Source organism: Methanohalophilus portucalensis (assembly GCF_002761295.1).
Lineage (GTDB): Archaea > Halobacteriota > Methanosarcinia > Methanosarcinales > Methanosarcinaceae > Methanohalophilus > Methanohalophilus portucalensis.
The window spans coordinates 1,312,960-1,330,900 of the sequence record NZ_CP017881.1; the positions used below are offsets into that span (position 1 = coordinate 1,312,960).

Below are 17,941 nucleotides of genomic sequence, written 5' to 3' on the forward strand. Positions count from 1 at the left end.
TTGCTATAGTGGCCGGATATGGACGTTGTGTCATTCTTTATCTACTCCTTTGTTAGCATCTTCGTTATCGTGAGTCCGATCGGAGTAGTCGTAACGTTCATCTCACTAACAAGCAGCATGACACAGGAAGAAAAAAACAGTATAGCAACCCGTGCAACCCTTCTTGCCTGTACGATATGCATTTTCTTTGCCGTTACCGGTCACAGCATCCTCAATGTTTTCGGGATTAGTGTAGATTCCCTGAGGGTGGCTGGTGGAATATTGCTGTTCAAGGTAGCCTTTGATATGCTGCTCTCAAAAGTATCCGGGGAAAGTGTAACGGAAGAAGAAATTCATGAATCCCTCAGCCGTGATGATGTCTGGATATTCCCCATAGCCCTTCCATTGATGACCGGCCCTGCCACAATCACAACCGTTGTCGTGCTTTCCGGTACATCCCCTTTAATTTCCTATAAACTGGTGGTATTGCTGGCAATCCTGCTGACATTCGGCATATGCTTTGTGACTCTATATTATTCCCGCCGTCTCTATAAATTAATAGGATACACCGGAGCACATGTTATCACCAGGCTGCTTGGTCTTTTCCTTGCAGCTCTTGCGGTGGATTTTGTAACTCATGGTGTGTGGAATATATACAGTAACCTTGCAGGAATTACCTGACCGACATTACATCACAGCTTGCATGATGGATTACTCTTTCTGCTACACGTCCCAGCCGGAATGTCCCATCAGAACCCATTCCCAATGTGCCCATAACAATCAGGTCTACGTTCTTATCGGAGGCAAAATCAAGGATCTCATTTGCCGGTTTGCCTTCGATATGTACTTTTTCGACATCTACGCCCTTATTTTTCCCGAGTTCTTCTACGTAGGAAAGAATATTTTCTGCTTTTTCCTCGAGATGTTTCTTGCGTTCTATTTTCCAGTTCTCGTCGGCAATCTTTGCAAATTCACGCCACTGGGCCGGAGATATGTGTTCTGGAAGTGAGACCTGCATTGCCGTTTTCCAATCCCTGTGTATTGCTTCCTTTGTCATGCCTCCGGGATTCATTTCCATTACATAAAGTGCATAGACCTTTGAACCACATGCACTTGCTAAATCTATTCCCGATTGCACTGCTTTTCGGGCATTTTCGGAACCGTCGGTAGTTATTAATATCGTATTATATACCATTGGTACTCCCCCATAGAAACAAGGGGAGTACTCCAATAAATAAATAGCGAAATCAGCGCAATATTACGGCCATTACATCGCTGACCTCAAGGACATCCACTGTCCTGCCTGCAGATGTTACTTCTTTTATTATTTCCACACTTTCAGGTTCCAGACTTATTTTTTCTCCATCAACTTCAATATCAATGGATCCAGACTCCTTCATCTGTGCAACCCTGGATGCATCCATGTTTTTCAGAGTAGCGATGATACTACCAGCCTGTTTTCGGAATTTTGGTCCGATGATTCCCATGTTGGGTTTCACATCCACGGGCACATGTTCAAATTCGGGTTTTCCTTCTATAACTTCCACTGCAGAGTTTGTAGCTCCTTCAAGGTCTGTAACATCATCCATTACAGAATATATTTCGATCTTCTTTAAGGGAGCATTCAGAGCCATCCCACAATCTGATTTATATCTGCGTATACTGCTTGCGAGGTCTTTTATTATTTCACCCTGTTTCTCAGCAGTTTCATCGATTTTTTCCCTGTTTGCAGAGGGCCATTTTGTTTGGTGGACGCTGCCTGTAGAAATGTGGGAATAAACTTCCTCTGCAAAGAAAGGCGCAAAGGGTGCAATCATGCGGGTCAGAGTTTCCAGGGTTGTGTAGAGGGTGTAACGGGCTGCTTTCTTTGAAGTTTCATCCTCTCCATATAGTCTGGCTTTAACAAGTTCTATGTAATTGTCCGCAAGGGTTTCCCAGGCAAATCCGCGTATGGATTTGCAGGCTTCGTCGAACTGGTAGTTATCCATATTTTCGGTTACTGAAATTATCAGCCTGTTGAGTTTGCTGAGCAGCCAGCGGTCTACTGTACCCAGGCTGGATGTGGTAACTTCAGGGATGTCGGGTAGTACTTCTTCCAGATGGGACATTGAAAAGCGGAAGATACTCCACATTTTGTTAAAGTATCTGGATCCTGATACTACATCTTTCCATCTAAACATAACATCAGAACCTGTAGAACCTCCGATTGCAGCCCACTGGCGGAAAGCATCAGAGCTGTACTGGTCAACGACCTCTTCCGGAGAAATAATGTTGCCCCGGGATTTGCTCATCTTGTGTCCGTCTTCTCCGAGTACCATACCATTTATCATTATAGAGTCCCAGGGTTTGGAATCCTGAAGAGCTTTGGAGCGCAGTATGCTGTAAAATGTCCACGTGCGGATAATATCGTGGCCCTGGGGTCGCAGCTGTGCAGGTGATCTCATTTCATGATCTGTAAGCCAGCCTGTAACATGCAGGGCTGTCAGGGATGAGTCCATCCACGTATCCAGTACATCTTCTTCAGCTTCAAACTCAGTTGAACCACATTCACAGGGTATTGGAGGTTTTGTCTGTGTGGGATCAATAGGCAACCAGTCCTCTTCTGCAATCAGGGATTTTCCACACTTTTTGCAGTACCACACAGGTATTGGGGTGGCAAAAATACGCTGTCTGGATATGCACCAATCCCATTCCATGGTGTTTGTCCAATTCTCCAGACGTATCTTCATGTAGTCGGGAATCCAGTTGATCTCATTTGCAGTCTCAAGGATTTTATCATTTTCAATTTTGACAAACCATTGCCTTTCAGAAAGGATCTCTATCGGTGTGTTGCAACGCCAGCACATTCCCACATTCTGGTCAAGGCTGTCCTGATCGTACAGGTAACCCTGCTCTTTGAGATCCCTAATGATTGCATCCTTGCATTCTGAAGATTTCATTCCTTCATATTTGCCGGCAATACCTGTCATAAAGCCATTCCGGTCAATAGCTTTGCGCAGAGGTAGGTTGTGCTCGATCCACCAGCGTACATCCTGTTTGTCACCGAAGGTACATATCATCACCACGCCTGTACCGAATTCCGGATCGACCTCTTTGTCTGCGATTACAGGCACTTCATGGTCAAATAAAGGTACTCCTACATTTTCACCAATGTTTTCTTTATACCTTTCATCATCAGGATTGATTGCCACAGCCACACAGGCAGCCAACAATTCAGGTCTTGTGGTGGCGATCTTGACTTTATCAAAGTAAAGATAGTTCAATTTTGTGTCCCTTGCTTCATATTCGACTTCCGCAAAGGCAATAGCTGTTTCACAGCGCGGACACCAGTTCACCGGATGATCGGCCTGATAGATACGTCCCTGTTTTTGCATCTGGACAAAAGAGCGCTGTGTTTTCACGAAGTATTCGGGTTTCATCGTTATGAATTCGTTACTCCAATCCACCGAAAAACCCAGCATGCGCATTGTCTGGCGCATTTTCTCTATATTTCCGATTGTAAGTTCTTCACAGAGCTTCCTGAATTCAGCTCTTGGAACCTGATTTTTAGTGATGCCATGTATTTCTTCTACCTTCACCTCAGTGGGAAGGCCATGACAGTCCCATCCCTGTGGGAACATAACATTGAATCCCTGCATGCGTTTGTATCTTGCAACAAAATCGATGTAACACCAGTTAAGGGAATTTCCTATATGGAAATTGCCTGTAGGATAGGGAGGGGGGGTATCTATTATATACTGGGGTTTGTTCTCATCTTCCCAATCAAAATGGTACATTGACATGTCCCAGGCATTCTGCCATCTTTTTTCCACTTCTTGGGGGTTATATTCTTTAGGGATCGTCATCAGGACACTCCGATAATTATGATAAATAAGTTTGATATTCAGTACCGGCTGGCATAATATGTGTATGTCCGGCAAATCTCGAACAACATCTTGTCTAATCTTATATTAAAGGTTTGCTTATGTGTAATAGTGGCTTCTATAGAATAGCATGGTCACAAAGTATGATTTGGTGAACTCATTTTAAGTTATACAATGAGTGAAACAAAGGTACCTGCTATGATTATTGCCACGATGGATGCGGATAAAAATAGACCGGAGTAAAATATAAGATCTCTGTCATGTTCCTGCACTCCGTACATCAGGCCAAAAATGGTTATAAATATCCCGCCAACAGCTATAGCTATCAGATCACGGTATACCGTATACAAAAAAAGAATTGCAATGATATAGAGTACTGCTATAAGATAGGGGTTGCGATATAATGATTTTTCTTTTTTCATCCTGTCACCTGGGTACTTTTTTATCAGGTATGGTCCGCAACTTGGTGCGGTTACCAGAGCTTTTAAAATTAATGTTTTTGATGGTTGTAATTATAATATTAAAATTACAAAAGCTACAAAAGGAAAGTTGAATAAATCATTCCTTTTCTTCAGGGGGTTTCCAGCCAAAACGTTTCATAACCATCTTAATACGGGCATTAACTTCCCTTTTGTCAAAGGGTTTTGAAATATAATCATCAATACCCAGTTCCATTCCCTTTAATTTGTCATCTACTTTTGTTTTGGCTGTAATCATGATAATTGCAATGTCTCTTGTGTCCCTTTTCTTTTTCAGGGTCTCAACGACCTCATAACCGTCCATATCAGGCATCATTATATCCAGTAATATAAGGTCGGGGAGTTCTTCTCTTGCAATTTCGATGGCATCTTTCCCGTTATATGCAACTAAAAAATCGTAGGGTTCATCTTTAAGGGACAATTTCAAAAGATCGGGAATATCGGGTTCATCGTCTACAATAAGTATATTAAGTCTTTCTTTTTTGACCTTTTTCTGGATATAGTATAGATTGATTTTTCCCTTGTCCACTACGTATTTCACATCAAGACTTTTCAGTCCCATTTCAACATGCATCTCTCCGGTATCCGAGGCATCTATTACAACATCGAAAAAGGATACCAAAGTTCCTTCTTTTTCACCAGCAGAACCTTTATTGAGCATTGATACAGCGCTTCCTTCATGCTGGTGGACATTTGACATGACATATTTCAGGAAATTTTCAACGACCTGGAGATTATCCTTTGAAAGGATATTCATGTCATCAATGACCATTGTTGATCCGGGCATTTCAGAAAATAGTTTAGAGGTATGTGACCCGATTTTCATATAATCGGTCTGAGAAGAATAGTAAAGGGTGTTTTCTTTTTTCTCTTTTGAAGGGTCTTCAATATCTATAAACCACATTCTGCCCAGAAAGTCTTCAATTCCCATCCCATAATCTCTAAAATTAGCTATTATCTTGTCTCTTGAGTTTTTCATACAGAGCCATATTATATTCTTTTGATCATCATTTTCGAGTATGGAATGAATATAAAAATAGATTAACCTTTCACTGGATACGCTTGCAGGAGCCAGAAAAACAGTAGTTTTGTCGGCAAGTCCTTCACGAAAAGTATCCATAATTTCTGCGGTATCTTCGCCGGACATTTCCCTCTACTCCTCCTGATATCTCTATTTGGCGTTTTAGAATATTAATGTTTGGGACTTCTGTGCACATTGTAATAAGTCCCAAACCTGTTTGATGATTAATCCCTGAGTTGCTCTTCTACCATCCGGCGACCCAATGCAAGTCCTTCGTCAATCTTTGCACTATCCTGGCCTCCGCCACGTGCCATTGAAGGTTTACCTCCTCCACCTCCGCCGGTTAGACTTGCTATTTCACGTACGATGTTTCCTACGTTAACTCCTTTTGAAACTGCACTGTCACCCGCAGCAGCTGCGATCTTGACACCTTCATGATCACTTAAGAGTAATGCAACAATATCGTCACTTGAAGCAAGTTCTCCTGCCATTCGGGTAAGTTCATCGGCATCTGCACCGTCGACTCTTGAATTTATAAAGCGAATATCCTTTAGATGTTCAGCATTTTCAATTAAGTGATTTACGCGGGATTCTGCCAGTTCTTTCTTGAGCCGGGTATTTTCTTTCTTAAATTCTTTCCATTCAGTGAAGAAACGTTCAATGGTTGACGGTAGTTGCTCAGTAGATACCCTCAATGTTTCTGCAGAACTTCTGAGAAGTTTATCCCTTGCCTGGAAAGCTACAACAGCAGATTCGCCTGCTGCATATTCAATACGTTCGACTCCATCCTGTATCCGTTCTGTCTTCAGGATCTTGATGGGGCCGACCTGTCCTGTAAAGGTGCAGTGGGTCCCCGCACAGGCTTCAATATCGCTTCCTACATGCAATACGCGAATGCGGTCCCCTGGTGGTACTCCGCCCTGGTAAAGGCTAAATCCATATCTTTTTTCGGCGGTGCTGCGATCCATCCACTCACTTATCACTCGCTTATTCTCCATTACCATCTGGTTTGCAATCATCTCTATCTCATTGATTTCCTCTGGAGCAATCCTTTTGTAATGGGAAATATCGAGCCTGGCACGGTCGGCAAATTTCTGTGCACCTGCCTGCCATATATGTTCTCCCAGCACCTGCCGCGCTGCATCATTTATTATATGGGTTGCAGTATGATTTCTTGCATGTGCCATACGACGCTTTTCATCCACTTTACCCGTAACCATATCTCCTTTTCGAATATGGGGTTCATCTTCGACCTCTTCTATGGTATGGATGACCACTCCGTTAAATATCTGGACATCGATTACTTTGAGTAAGGCATCATCTACCATGAATGTGCCCTGGTCTGGCGGCTGTCCTCCTCCTTCCGGATAGAGAAGTGTGCTGTCGAGCACTATATTATTGTCAAAAACATCAAGAACAACAGCTTCGAATTCCATTCTGTTTGGCTCATCGTAGAAAAGCCGTTTTGTAGGAGGGAGTTTCTTGAGACGATCTGCATAGGGGATTTCTTTTTCCTCTTCCTGTACGGATTTGCTGTGACGCTCAGCGACAAGGGAGTAAAAATTATCTGGTAGTTCGACTTCCACTCCTACTTCCGAGGCAGCTTCTTTGGATATCTCAGCCGGTATGCCATGACTGTCGTACATATCTATAACAGTGTCAAGAGGCATTTTTTCTCCCTTTTTCTTGTAGTGCTTTGCAGATTTTTGTATGAGTTTCTTCCCACGCTGCAGGGTTTCCTGGAATTTCTTTTCTTCGTTATCCAGTATGTCGTTTATTACATCAAATCTGTCGGCGAACTCAGGGTATTCGGGGAGATGGTTGATGTGCATCTGTATAATGTCAGATAAGGGGATTGTGATGCCAAGGTCCTGCATCATCTTCATTGTACGTCTGATCACAAGTCTTGCAAGATATCCTGCTTTGACATTTGAAGGTATTATTCCGTCACCCAGCATAAATGTTATACAACGGGCATGGTCTGCAATGGCATATGCCGTTTCCACGGGCTCCATTATGGTGCCCAGTTTATCAGCAGTAATTCCTATGTTTGAAGCTACCTGTTTGCGCAATTCCAGCAGGTTTGCTTTTTCGCTTACATCCATCAGGCCTGCAAGCCGGGCGTTCTGGGATAAAATATTTGCATAATCTTCATCTTCCAGCCGATGTTCCACACCTGCCAGTTCCATAAGTTCCCCAACAACTTCCGGGAATATAGCATCGTATACAGTAGGGGTGCCCTGGGAAGCCCATACCAATCTTTCCAACCCGTACCCGGTGTCCACTATGTAATTGTCCATTTTCCTGTAATTATCACCTTTAATCACGATATCTCCGTCTTTGGATTGCTGGAGATTCATAAACACAAGGGTTGCCACTTCCAGGCCACCTATAAGGACTTCAACACAGGCACCGGCGTTTCCGCCACCTGCCCAGGGTTCTTCTTTATAGGTTACAGCAAAGGGATCTACTCCAAGCTCGTTGAGCAGCCCGTCACAGAGCTGTACTGTCCGGTCTTTCCAGTAGATCTCATTCTCTTTTTTGTTGAATGCGTGATGTGCCATCATCTCAAAGGTGGTCAGATGGCGGCCACTTCTTCCTACTGCATCCAGATCAGAAAGACGAATGCATGGTTGTGATATGGTGAGTGGGTTTGCAGGGGGGGCAACCTGTCCGGAAGTTACAAAGGGCTGGAAATCTGCTATGGAGGCGATAGTAAGATAGATATCATTTCTCCAGCGTGCTATCACAGGGTATCTTTCAATACGTGTGTGTCCATTTTTCTCAAAGTAACTAAGATAAAACTCCCTCATCTGTGCAAGATTAAATTTTTTCTTGAAGACTGGGTTGGCGATGAATGAATATGGGTCACAGGGTGCATCTCCGCATGTATCCCTGTCTCTGTCACGAGTCCAGAAATAACTGCCACATTTTTGGCACTGTTTTCTGATAAAACCGTTTTCATAGAAGAAATTTATATCGTATTCCTCTTCAAGCATAATAATCCCAAATTGAATAGTTAATCGTAACAATAGAGCCTTAGATTCTTATGCCTAATGCCCCCATGTTTAAAAATATTTCTCATATATACATCTTCACAAACAATTATTATTTGATATTTATATTTATTTTACCATATTTTTTGAACACAAGCATACACTAATAAGCTTATTTATGAGCAATTTGTGTACATTCAGGTTATATCAATGTCCATAAGTAGTTCCCCTTATTGAGGAGATGATATTAATGCAGACTATCAATTACATGTCAATGGTTTTCAGGGGTGCAGTAGAAGATTATGAAAAAACCGGTGTTCATCCGTCAGTATTCCTTGATTCAAATGGTGATCTCCAGATATATCTCTGTGATCCTGTTGCAGCTGAAGAAGAATTTGAAACTACGTATGGAATGGGTAGCTATGAAGTTAACGGAGCCCAGTTTGTGGGTGACATTTCCGAAAACAAGAATATTCATGAAGTGAATTATGCAAAGTTAGTAACTCCTTTTTCTATGGATGATTGAATTCTTTTTTACTTTCCTTTCCTCCTTTTTATACGAATCAGTAAATCTATAATCAAAACTCTTTTGTAATTTGTCTCTGTGCCTGTGTCTTATAGATAGGAGGCAACATGCAGATAAAGGCAAGTCCCGGGTTTCAGGTAAATCCTCATGTTTTTTATGTATCGGCAGTTCTGGTATTATTTTTTGTGGCCATGGGCGTCTTTTTTACAGAAAGGCTATCTGAAATTTTTGGAATATTACAGAATACTATTGTGGTTAATTTTGGCTGGTTCTACATTCTCTCAGTTGCTTTTTTCCTTCTATTTGTTATCTGGCTATATTTCAGTCCCTATGGTTCCATCAGGCTGGGAAAGGATTCGGATAGGCCGGAATATAAGGATACCACCTGGTTTGCAATGCTTTTCAGTGCGGGTATGGGCATAGGGCTGCTTTTCTATAGTGTTGCAGAACCAATTCTTCATCTCGCTTCCCCCCGGGACGCCGCACCGGGTACAATTGAAGCAGCAGTTGAAGCGATGAATCTCACTTTTTTCCACTGGGGGCTTCATGCCTGGGCAATATATATTGTTGTGGGGCTTTCTCTTGCATATTTTTCCTACAGGCATGATATGCCGCTGACCATTCGCTCTACAATGTATCCTTTGTTTGGTAATAAGATATATGGAGTACGTGGAAATATTGTGGAAGTACTGGCTATCTTTGGTACATTGTTTGGTGTTGCCACTTCGCTGGGCCTGGGTGTGATGCAGATTAATGCAGGAATGGATTATCTTGGCCTGATGTCGGTGTCTGTAAATAACCAGATTTTGCTGATTGTATTCATAACTCTTGCAGCCACTACTTCTGTAATGTCGGGTCTGAACAAGGGAATACGCATATTGAGTCAGGTTAATATCCTGCTGGGTCTTACCCTTATCATATTCGTCTTTATCGTAGGTCCCTCTGTTTTCCTTTTGAGTTCATATGTACAAAGTATAGGTTACTATTTGCAAAACATTGTTTACCTTACATTCCAGACCGATGCATTCACTGGCCTGGAATGGCAGAAAATGTGGACCATGTTCTACTGGGGTTGGTGGATCTCCTGGTCACCCTTTGTAGGCATGTTCATTGCACGTGTATCGCGGGGGCGTACAATCAGGGAATTTATCAGGGGAGTATTGCTTGCTCCCGCAATTGTAACTTTCATCTGGATTATCGTCTTTGGTAACACGGCAATTCATATGGAAGTGTTTGGCAATGGTGGTATTGTAAATGTTGTCCAGACAAGTATTCCCACTGCCCTTTATGTCCTGTTAGATAAATTACCGGGTTCATTACTGAGTTCCACTCTTGCAACTATTGTCGTAATGACCTTTTTTGTCACATCTTCTGATTCGGGATCCCTTGTCATTTCCATCCTTTCCTCAGGGGGGGATCCCAAACCGGCAATCCCTCTGAGGCTATTCTGGTCCCTGCTTCAGGGTGCTGTTGCAGCTGTTCTTCTATTGACAGGGGGACTTGTCGGATTGCAGACAGCTGCCCTTACCACGGCTCTGCCTTTCTGTGTAGTTTTAATTCTGATGTGTTACAGCATATCGAAGGGATTAAAAGCTGAGTCTGATGGGCATAGGGTCATATATTCGGAGGAAAAACCTCCGGAAACTACATCAAATAATAAAGCTAAACAACTGGTAGGAGAACTTTTCAAGGGTGGGTCCAAATGAACATGTGGGAACAAAAATTGCGGGATATTTTCCAGGCGGAAAAGGAAAATTCAGGGGAAAAAACTACGCAGGAAATGAATGTCAGGTTTGCAGAACTCAATATGAGGGATTTTTTCAGACATGTGGTATTTCCTGCCTATGACGACCTGAAAAAGGAAATTGAAAAATACGGCAGAACTGTTGAGGTTAATGTGGATGATACCGGAATGAATTCTGCCTCTCTGACCGTTTATGCTCCTTCCGACAAAAATCCTGATGAACAGTTTGAGGAATTCTATTTTGAGATAAGAGGGAGGGCCTACCAAAAGGCCGGTTTTGCTTTTCCCGAACATGCAGATGAAGAGCAGCCACGGATCCGTAAGGTGGAAATATTACTTCGCAATGGTACTGTCGATGAATATGATATAGAGAATCTGACACGGGAAGATATCATAGAATGCTTTGTCGCAGAATATTCCAAGTGGATCAGTTACTGATTTATTCAATTCATTACCTTTAAAACCCTTAAGGTCAATCTGGCTTTTCATGTCGAAAAAAATTCTGCTTACCAACGATGATGGTGTTTATTCAGCTGGTATACGTGCTGCTTACAAAAGTGTGGATTCACTGGGTGATGTGACGATTGCTGCACCGGCTTTCCAGCAAAGTGGTGTAGGGCGGTCAATTTCTATTTTTGAGCCTTTGAGGATGAACCGTACAAAGATAAATGGTGTGGAGGCTCATGCAATAGGCGGCACTCCTACGGATTCTGTGATACTGGGGATATTTTCGGTTATGAAGGAAAAACCCGACCTGATTTTATCGGGCTTCAATATCGGAGAAAATATCAGTACTGATACCGCCACTACCTCAGGAACTGTGGGTGCAGCTCTGGAAGGTGCAAGTTATGGTATCCCGGCAATTGCGGTTTCCATTCAGGTCATTGAACAGGGACTTAAATTCGATGATTTACGGGACTATGAACATGATTTTGAGGTTGGTATCAAAGTAGTAAACCGGATCGCCAAAAAAGTTCTGGAACATGGAATGCCTGACAATGTGGATGTTTTGAATGTGAACCTGCCGCATGATGTGGAAGAAGATACCGAGATTGAGATCACCCGTCTTGCAAGGAAGTTTTTCAATATGGAAGTGGAGGAGCGTCATGATCCCAGGGGCAGGCCATATTACTGGCTGGCAGGTGACCTTATGCCACAGGGTGAAGAAGGTACCGATGTACATGCAGTTATCCAGAAGGGGCACATATCTATAACACCTCTGAGTCTGGATTCAACTTCCCGGGTGGACAACTCGGAAATAGAAAAATTACTTTGATTACTTTTTGATATGGATGTCGATCTCTTTCCATGTTGGGTCGACACCATGCAGACTCTCTGCAGAAGCTGCCGCAGTTTTTCCCAGAAATTTCTGAACAAAATCGTTTATTTCTATATTTTCACCATCAACATTGAGTTGGACTTTCATTTTGACACTTCCCTTTTTGTGCATATAGAAGAGATTCCAATATTTATTTTCCTTTGTATCCTTCTATTTCTGCATTAAATATTCTAATTTGAACCTGATGTCCGGAAGTTGATTTAATATTTATGCTTCAATTCTTCTTCATGCAGAATCTTTTTAACAAATCAACATGTTTTTTAATCTGAATATATGGATTTCCTCAAGAAACTATTTGGTAAGGGCAAGGATGAGCCTGAAGAATTACATCTGGAATTTGAAAATCTCCATGAATGGAGTAAAACCAGATATAAAAGGGAGGTTAACGCTGCAAAACCCCTTATAAGCGATCTTTATTCCGCAATTGACAATAAACTTGACCAGCTCAGGGTCGACAAAAATTCCTTTCTGGATGCCACACCGATTGAATCAGCTGATAAGAAAATGGGTAAGATCGGAGATTCAAACCGGGATGTTATTGTTGATAACCTGGAAATACTTGATGAGAAAATCAATGTCCCGCATGACAATTCCATAGAGGGGGCTCATGCCTTCTATATTGAATCGCTTTCCCATATGGATAGTTTTCTGGACAATACCCGAAAAAGCATGCTTTATGCAAAAAGTCTCTATCCAGCTGAATATAACAAAATAAACGGCGACCTTGCAAACCTGAACCATGCTTTAAATGATTTATTTTCGACAATTGAAAATCCCCGGAATAAGCTGGAAATGATCAGCAATATATTTGAAGACATTGAAGATATCCATAATCTGGAATCTGAAATAATGGATTGTCGGGATAATATAGGGGAATTGGAGAATAAGTATACCTCCCTGGATGAAAATCTGCAGGATGCAAAATCAGATCTTGAAGAGTTGATTAATGGTTCTGAATACCCACGCGCAGAAGCAATTAACAGTGAAATTGACGATGTCAGGCAACAGGTCATGGATGTAGAAGCTGATATCAAAAGAATGTTCACCCCATTGTCCAAGGCATTATCCAGAATGAAAAAACAGGATGAAAACGGAATTCATACCCTATCGCCACAAGTGCGTAATATACTTGGTATTGTCATGAAAGATCCTGTCTCTGCACTGGATTACGATCTGGATCCTTTATATGATGAATTAATTCTGAGACTTCAAAGCGATTCACTTGGCCTGAAAGATAAGAAGAAAGATAAAACCCTTGAACAGGTGCATTTAATAAAAACCTCTTCTTCTCTTAAATCCTTGTGTGAGGATAAAAAGAAATACGATAACAGGCTCGAGCAGTTAATAGACCAATTGGACCGGATGGATGTGTATCATCAGAAAACCTCCATGGAAAAACACATTTCAAAAAAGCAAGAGGCTTTGGTTTCTACACAGGATAAACTGGATGATGAAACAAAACGCCTGAAATCCCTGGAAGAGCAGCTGGAAAATACAAAATCGAAATTGAGCTCAGATGTGAATGCTGCATTTGAGGAGAATATCGAGATAAATTTCAGGTAACAATCTTATCTGTTAGTACTCCTTGATATTTTCCTTGAAAAAAGGCACCCTTTTTTTCACAACTTCCTCCAGCAACCGTGGAATATCTTCTGAATTTGCGCCTTTTGTATCCACAAGATTATCATTAACCAACAGGCATGGTTTGAGTTTCCCGTCGGCTGTCACACGCAGACGGTTGCAATTGGCACAGAATTCAGTATTGTCGATGGGTCTTACTACTTCAACTTCAGCACCGTCGATGATGTACTTTTTGCGGCGGTGCATTTTACGTACATGGATTTCATCGGCCCTTTCTTCAAGTTTTTTTTCAATTTCTTGCACGTCAACCTGGTATTTTAAAACATCCTGGAAATCCATTAGTTGTATGAGCTGTAGTATAATGTTGCCTTTGTGTTTACGGACAAATTCAAGCATCTGGTCGATTTTGTCTTCATTGATCCCTTTGAGCATTACCATGTTCAGTTTTACAGGAGTAAGGCCAACTTCGATTGCTTTTTCAATCCCTCTGAGTACTTTGTATACATCACCCGGATTTGCTGCAGTAATTAAGCTGTATTTTTTGTCATCAATACTATCCAAACTTACATTTATCCGGTCCAATCCTGCTTCCTTGAGGCTCCGGGCTCTCTCTTCCAGCAGTATCCCGTTGGTAGTTGCAGATACATCCTTCAAAGGAGGCAGGCTTTTCAGTATATCCTCGAAATCCCTGCGGACAAGCGGTTCTCCGCCAGAGAATTTCACCCTGTCTACTCCATACAGGCTGGCTGCCTTGATGATATCAGATATTTTCCGGGCTGACATTTCATCTGCCACTTTCATATTCCCTTCATTGTGGCAATAAATACAATTGAGATTACACCTATCAGTAATCGATATCCTGAGGCTTTTTATAGTGCGTCCGTAGGTATCTGTGAGATGTTTTTCAGGAGTCATGCTATATCGGTAATTGGTGTTTTATTTGGGATGGTGAAAGGAGTATATAAACTTAAGTTTATCCGGTAACAGTGAAGCTTACCGCCCCATATTTTAAATACCAAATCAAACCAACTTGTGCCATGAAAAAATCAATAGTTATTGCAGGCACACACAGTGGAGTCGGTAAAACAACCGTTTCCATGGGTATCATGGCTGCCCTGACCCGTAGGGGAATGAACGTCCAGCCCTATAAGGTGGGTCCGGATTACATCGATCCCACCCATCATACGGCAATCTGTGGGAGGTCTTCAAGGAACCTTGATACGTTCATGATGGGTGAAGAAGGTGTCAGGCAGAGTTTTCATTGCAGTTATAATGATGCGGATATAGGGGTCGTTGAGGGTGTCATGGGTCTTTTTGATGGAATGAATTCCTCAGACCTTGCAAGTTCGGCTCACGTGGCCAAATCCCTGGGTGCTCCTGTGATCCTTGTAGTTAATGTGCACGGCATGTCCAGAAGTGCTGCGGCCCTCATCAAAGGCTACTCTGAATTTGACAGTGATGTACGTATCGATGGTGTGGTCCTCAACCGCGTGGGAAGTCCCAGACATGCTCAAATGATCAGGGATGCCTTGGGGGATGTGCCGGTAGTTGGTGCCCTTCCCCGTAACCAGGACCTGACCGTCCCTTCCCGTCATCTTGGTTTGCACATGGCTGATGAACGGGATTATGATCTGGAAAAATTGGGTAACTTCATTGAAGAGAACATTGATCTGGATGGTGTGCTATCCCTGGCAAACGAACCTCTCCCGGCTGCACCTGAGGAATGCATACCCGACAAGGAGGCCGATGTGACAATAGGCGTTGCAATGGACAGTGCTTTTTGTTTCTACTATCAGGACATGCTGGACTCTTTCCGCCGTTGCGGGGCTGAAATCAAATTCTTCAGTCCGCTTGAAGGTGATATTCCTGATGTGGACGGCATGTACTTCGGAGGCGGTTATCCTGAGCTCCACATAGCAGAACTTGAAAAGTCACGGACAACTCACAAACTAAAGGACCTTTCAGCAGACGGAATGCCAATATACGGTGAATGTGGTGGACTGCAATATCTCTGTACTTCCTACGAGATTGAGGATAGGCTTTATAAATTGGCTGACCTTTTCCCTGCCGAGACTGTCATGACCAAAAAATTGCAGGCACTGGGCTACACTAAAGGACATGCCGATTCCCCTATATTCAGGGGAGAAGTACGAGGTCATGAATTCCATTACTCTGTAACAGATTGTGCGTCTGACAGCCGTCTGGCTTACACTATGGAGCGGGGCAAAGGAATTGTTGATGGTATGGATGGTATCTATGAACACAATTCTGTGGCAAGTTACATGCATGCCCACCCTGGTTCCTTCCCTGTAGATGATTTTGTGAACAGCTGTCGCAAGTACAAACAACGCTGATTTCAAATCTCATCCATGCTGCCGCTTCTGTAACCTTCGAGATCCAGGCAGACATGGGTGATACCTGTAGCTTTCAGGTGGCTGATTAGATCATCCATTTTCAGGACAGCCATCGGGATTTGTTCAGGGTGGACTTCTATACGGGCAAGGGTTCCCCCTTCATGCAACCTCATCCTGCATTGTAAAAATCCCATCCTGTGCAGAATATCTTCTCCCTGTTCAGCTTTTCCGAGTTTTCCGGCGTCCAGCATTTCGCCGTAGGGTATACGTGAGGCCAGACAGGCAGACGAAGGCAGGTCCCAGAAATCATATTTTTCCTGTCTGGCAATTTGTCTGATATCCGCTTTGCTGATGCCTGCAGAAACGAATGGATGAAATATCCCTTCTTCCCTGCAAGCAGCAAGCCCGGGTCGTAATGTATGTGTATCCGATACATTGGTTCCATCGGCAATAATTGTAAACCCAAGGGTAGATGCATATTCTTTTGCAGTCTGTATGATCTTTTTTTTGCAATGATAACATCTATCCTTTGAATTATTAAGTATGTCCTGGTATTCCAGGGGATTAAAATTCAGTACGTGAAGTTCTAAACTATTTTCATCTGCAATTTTCCGGGCACTGTAAACTGCGCTTCTGGGGATAAGGGGTGAATCCAGAAGAATGCAGATGCAATTTTTTCCCTGCACTTTCCTGGCCACAACTGCAAGCAGACTGCTGTCCACACCGCCGGAAAAAAGAATTGCCATGGGTCCGGTGTCTTTTATGATCTCTTCCAGTTCCCTTAACTTATTAGCAGTCATGTTCTTCCTTAAAGATGGCCGCATTCAGGACAATCTGGCCTGCGACAGATTCTCATTTTCTCCAGTGTCCCGTTTTTACCGTCCCATATAACAATGTGTCCGGTATGCAATCCCTCCTCATCAAGCAGGTACTTTATGACCTCATTGGCCTGTATGGTTCCTACGACACCTGCGGTGCAACCGATGATTGGAAATACTTCTTTTGGGGGTTTTTCAGGAATCAGACATTCGATGCAGGGTGTTTTGCCCGGGATGACTGTGGTGAGCTGGCCGTGGAACCCGTGAACTGCACCGTGGACCAGGGGTACGGATTGGCGGATTGCGGCCCTGTTGAGCAACATTCGTGTTTCATAGTTATCCAGCGCATCTACGATTATGTCTGCTCCCTGTATCAATTCATCTATGTTTTCAGCACTGATCTCTGTGTTGAAGGCTTCCAGTTCGATGTTGGGATTGAGTTCTGCAAGTTTTTCTTCAGCAGACTGGCTCTTGCCTTTTCCGATATCCCGGTGCCAGTGCAGTATTTGTCTGTTGAGATTGCTCATTTCAACAGTATCTTTATCGACAAACCGGATGTGGCCTATACCGGCAACAGCAAGGTAATGTATAATTGGTGAACCCAGGCCGCCGCAGCCGGCTACCAGTACGGTTGCGTTTTTAAGTTTCTCCTGGCCCTCTTCACCGAACATCATTATCTGGCGGCTATAGAGTTTCCTTTCAATATCATCAAGCATCGGTTTTTCTCCAGAATTTTATTGTCATTTCCTTTTCATTTCCTGATTATTTTGTATTCTATGTTTAATAGTTTTATTTCACAATAGTGATATACTTGTAGGTTAATATCTATAGAAAATGAAGCGTGAGAATATGAAAATTGAAACCCCGTGTCAGGTTGTGGTATGGGATGTCCTGCCTGCTATCAGGGCTGCCCTTGCAAAAGAATTGGTGGATAACGGTGTAACCCAACAGGAAGTGGCCAGGCTTTTTGGGATGGCTCCTTCTGCGGTTTCCCAGTATCTCACTAAAAAAAGAGGTTACAGGATCGAATTTGATGACGAAATAAAAATTTCAATTGCCAGTCTCGCGGTAGATATCCAGAATGGTACGGTTGACGATCTCTCTCAGAGGTTCTGTGACATTTGCCGCCAGCTCAGGGCGGATGATGCCTGTCCTGCCGATCAGGAATGACTTGGTTTTTTCTTTTTACTTTCTTTTCCATAAACTATATTTATAAGAAAGAACCAATTCACAATTGTTAA

The 17,941-nt window shown here is 42.8% G+C and carries 17 protein-coding genes; 8 read left to right on the forward strand and 9 right to left on the reverse strand.

The features are described 5' to 3' along the window. Positions 1-18: 18 nt before the first annotated feature. On the forward strand, positions 19-660 hold the full coding sequence (locus tag BKM01_RS06835; protein ID WP_072358972.1) for a MarC family protein: 642 nt from the start codon (positions 19-21) through the stop codon (positions 658-660). Here the strand turns inward: BKM01_RS06835 and BKM01_RS06840 are convergent. The 5 genes from BKM01_RS06840 to alaS form a co-directional block, all read right to left on the reverse strand. Then, on the reverse strand, positions 653-1,174 hold the full coding sequence (locus BKM01_RS06840) for a universal stress protein (RefSeq protein ID WP_072358974.1): 522 nt from the start codon (positions 1,172-1,174) through the stop codon (positions 653-655). The two genes, BKM01_RS06835 and BKM01_RS06840, sit on opposite strands and share 8 nt — an antisense overlap. A 52-nt stretch (positions 1,175-1,226) precedes the next feature. Continuing rightward, positions 1,227-3,824 carry a valine--tRNA ligase gene (locus tag BKM01_RS06845; protein WP_072358977.1) on the reverse strand — a complete coding sequence of 866 codons (2,598 nt, stop codon included), beginning with the start codon at positions 3,822-3,824 and terminating at the stop codon, positions 1,227-1,229. 185 nt (positions 3,825-4,009) lie between these two features. Further along, positions 4,010-4,264 carry a hypothetical protein gene (locus BKM01_RS06850; RefSeq protein ID WP_072358979.1) on the reverse strand — a complete coding sequence of 85 codons (255 nt, stop codon included), beginning with the start codon at positions 4,262-4,264 and terminating at the stop codon, positions 4,010-4,012. A gap of 136 nt (positions 4,265-4,400) precedes the next feature. After that, on the reverse strand, positions 4,401-5,468 hold the full coding sequence (locus BKM01_RS06855) for a response regulator transcription factor (protein WP_072358981.1): 1,068 nt from the start codon (positions 5,466-5,468) through the stop codon (positions 4,401-4,403). A gap of 98 nt (positions 5,469-5,566) precedes the next feature. After that, positions 5,567-8,341 (reverse strand): alanine--tRNA ligase, encoded by a 2,775-nt coding sequence (alaS, locus tag BKM01_RS06860; protein WP_072358983.1) that lies wholly within the window; start codon positions 8,339-8,341, stop codon positions 5,567-5,569. 247 nt (positions 8,342-8,588) lie between these two features. Between alaS and BKM01_RS06865 the strand changes: the two genes are divergently transcribed. The 4 genes from BKM01_RS06865 (at position 8,589) to surE (ending at position 11,884) form a co-directional block, all read left to right on the forward strand. Then, positions 8,589-8,864, forward strand: coding sequence for a hypothetical protein (locus tag BKM01_RS06865; protein WP_072358985.1), 276 nt, complete (start codon positions 8,589-8,591; stop codon positions 8,862-8,864). A 107-nt stretch (positions 8,865-8,971) separates the two neighbouring features. After that, positions 8,972-10,570, forward strand: coding sequence for a BCCT family transporter (locus BKM01_RS06870; protein ID WP_072358987.1), 1,599 nt, complete (start codon positions 8,972-8,974; stop codon positions 10,568-10,570). After that, positions 10,567-11,046, forward strand: a complete 480-nt coding sequence (locus BKM01_RS06875; RefSeq protein ID WP_072358989.1) for a hypothetical protein — start codon at positions 10,567-10,569, stop codon at positions 11,044-11,046. The genes BKM01_RS06870 and BKM01_RS06875 overlap by 4 nt, the downstream gene beginning before the upstream one ends. Positions 11,047-11,095: 49 nt before the next feature. Beyond that, positions 11,096-11,884: a 5'/3'-nucleotidase SurE gene (gene surE, locus BKM01_RS06880; protein ID WP_072358991.1), complete on the forward strand. Its 789-nt coding sequence runs from the start codon at positions 11,096-11,098 to the stop codon at positions 11,882-11,884. On the opposite strand, the gene BKM01_RS10920 is transcribed toward surE, so the two are convergent. Further along, a complete protein-coding gene (locus tag BKM01_RS10920; RefSeq protein ID WP_169922781.1) occupies positions 11,885-12,034 on the reverse strand; it encodes a hypothetical protein in 150 nt (49 codons plus the stop codon). A gap of 186 nt (positions 12,035-12,220) precedes the next feature. Between BKM01_RS10920 and BKM01_RS06885 the strand changes: the two genes are divergently transcribed. After that, the gene (locus BKM01_RS06885) at positions 12,221-13,510 is read left to right on the forward strand and encodes a coiled-coil domain-containing protein (RefSeq protein ID WP_072358993.1); all 1,290 of its coding nucleotides are present in this window, start codon (positions 12,221-12,223) and stop codon (positions 13,508-13,510) included. 12 nt (positions 13,511-13,522) lie between these two features. Here the strand turns inward: BKM01_RS06885 and moaA are convergent, their stop codons facing one another. Beyond that, the gene (moaA, locus tag BKM01_RS06890) at positions 13,523-14,443 is read right to left on the reverse strand and encodes a GTP 3',8-cyclase MoaA (RefSeq protein WP_072358995.1); all 921 of its coding nucleotides are present in this window, start codon (positions 14,441-14,443) and stop codon (positions 13,523-13,525) included. Positions 14,444-14,565: 122 nt separating this feature from the next. Between moaA and BKM01_RS06895 the strand changes: the two genes are divergently transcribed. After that, positions 14,566-15,882 carry a cobyrinate a,c-diamide synthase gene (locus BKM01_RS06895; protein WP_072358997.1) on the forward strand — a complete coding sequence of 439 codons (1,317 nt, stop codon included), beginning with the start codon at positions 14,566-14,568 and terminating at the stop codon, positions 15,880-15,882. 2 nt (positions 15,883-15,884) lie between these two features. Here BKM01_RS06895 and larE read toward each other — a convergent pair whose 3' ends face one another. Continuing rightward, a complete protein-coding gene (gene larE / locus BKM01_RS06900) occupies positions 15,885-16,682 on the reverse strand; it encodes an ATP-dependent sacrificial sulfur transferase LarE (protein ID WP_072358999.1) in 798 nt (265 codons plus the stop codon). An 8-nt stretch (positions 16,683-16,690) separates the two neighbouring features. Continuing rightward, positions 16,691-17,416 (reverse strand): HesA/MoeB/ThiF family protein, encoded by a 726-nt coding sequence (locus BKM01_RS06905; RefSeq protein WP_072359000.1) that lies wholly within the window; start codon positions 17,414-17,416, stop codon positions 16,691-16,693. Between the two features lie 118 nt (positions 17,417-17,534). Here BKM01_RS06905 and BKM01_RS06910 point away from each other — a divergent pair, with 118 nt between their 5' ends. Next, positions 17,535-17,870, forward strand: coding sequence for a transcriptional regulator (locus BKM01_RS06910; RefSeq protein WP_084006266.1), 336 nt, complete (start codon positions 17,535-17,537; stop codon positions 17,868-17,870). Positions 17,871-17,941 lie beyond the last annotated feature (71 nt).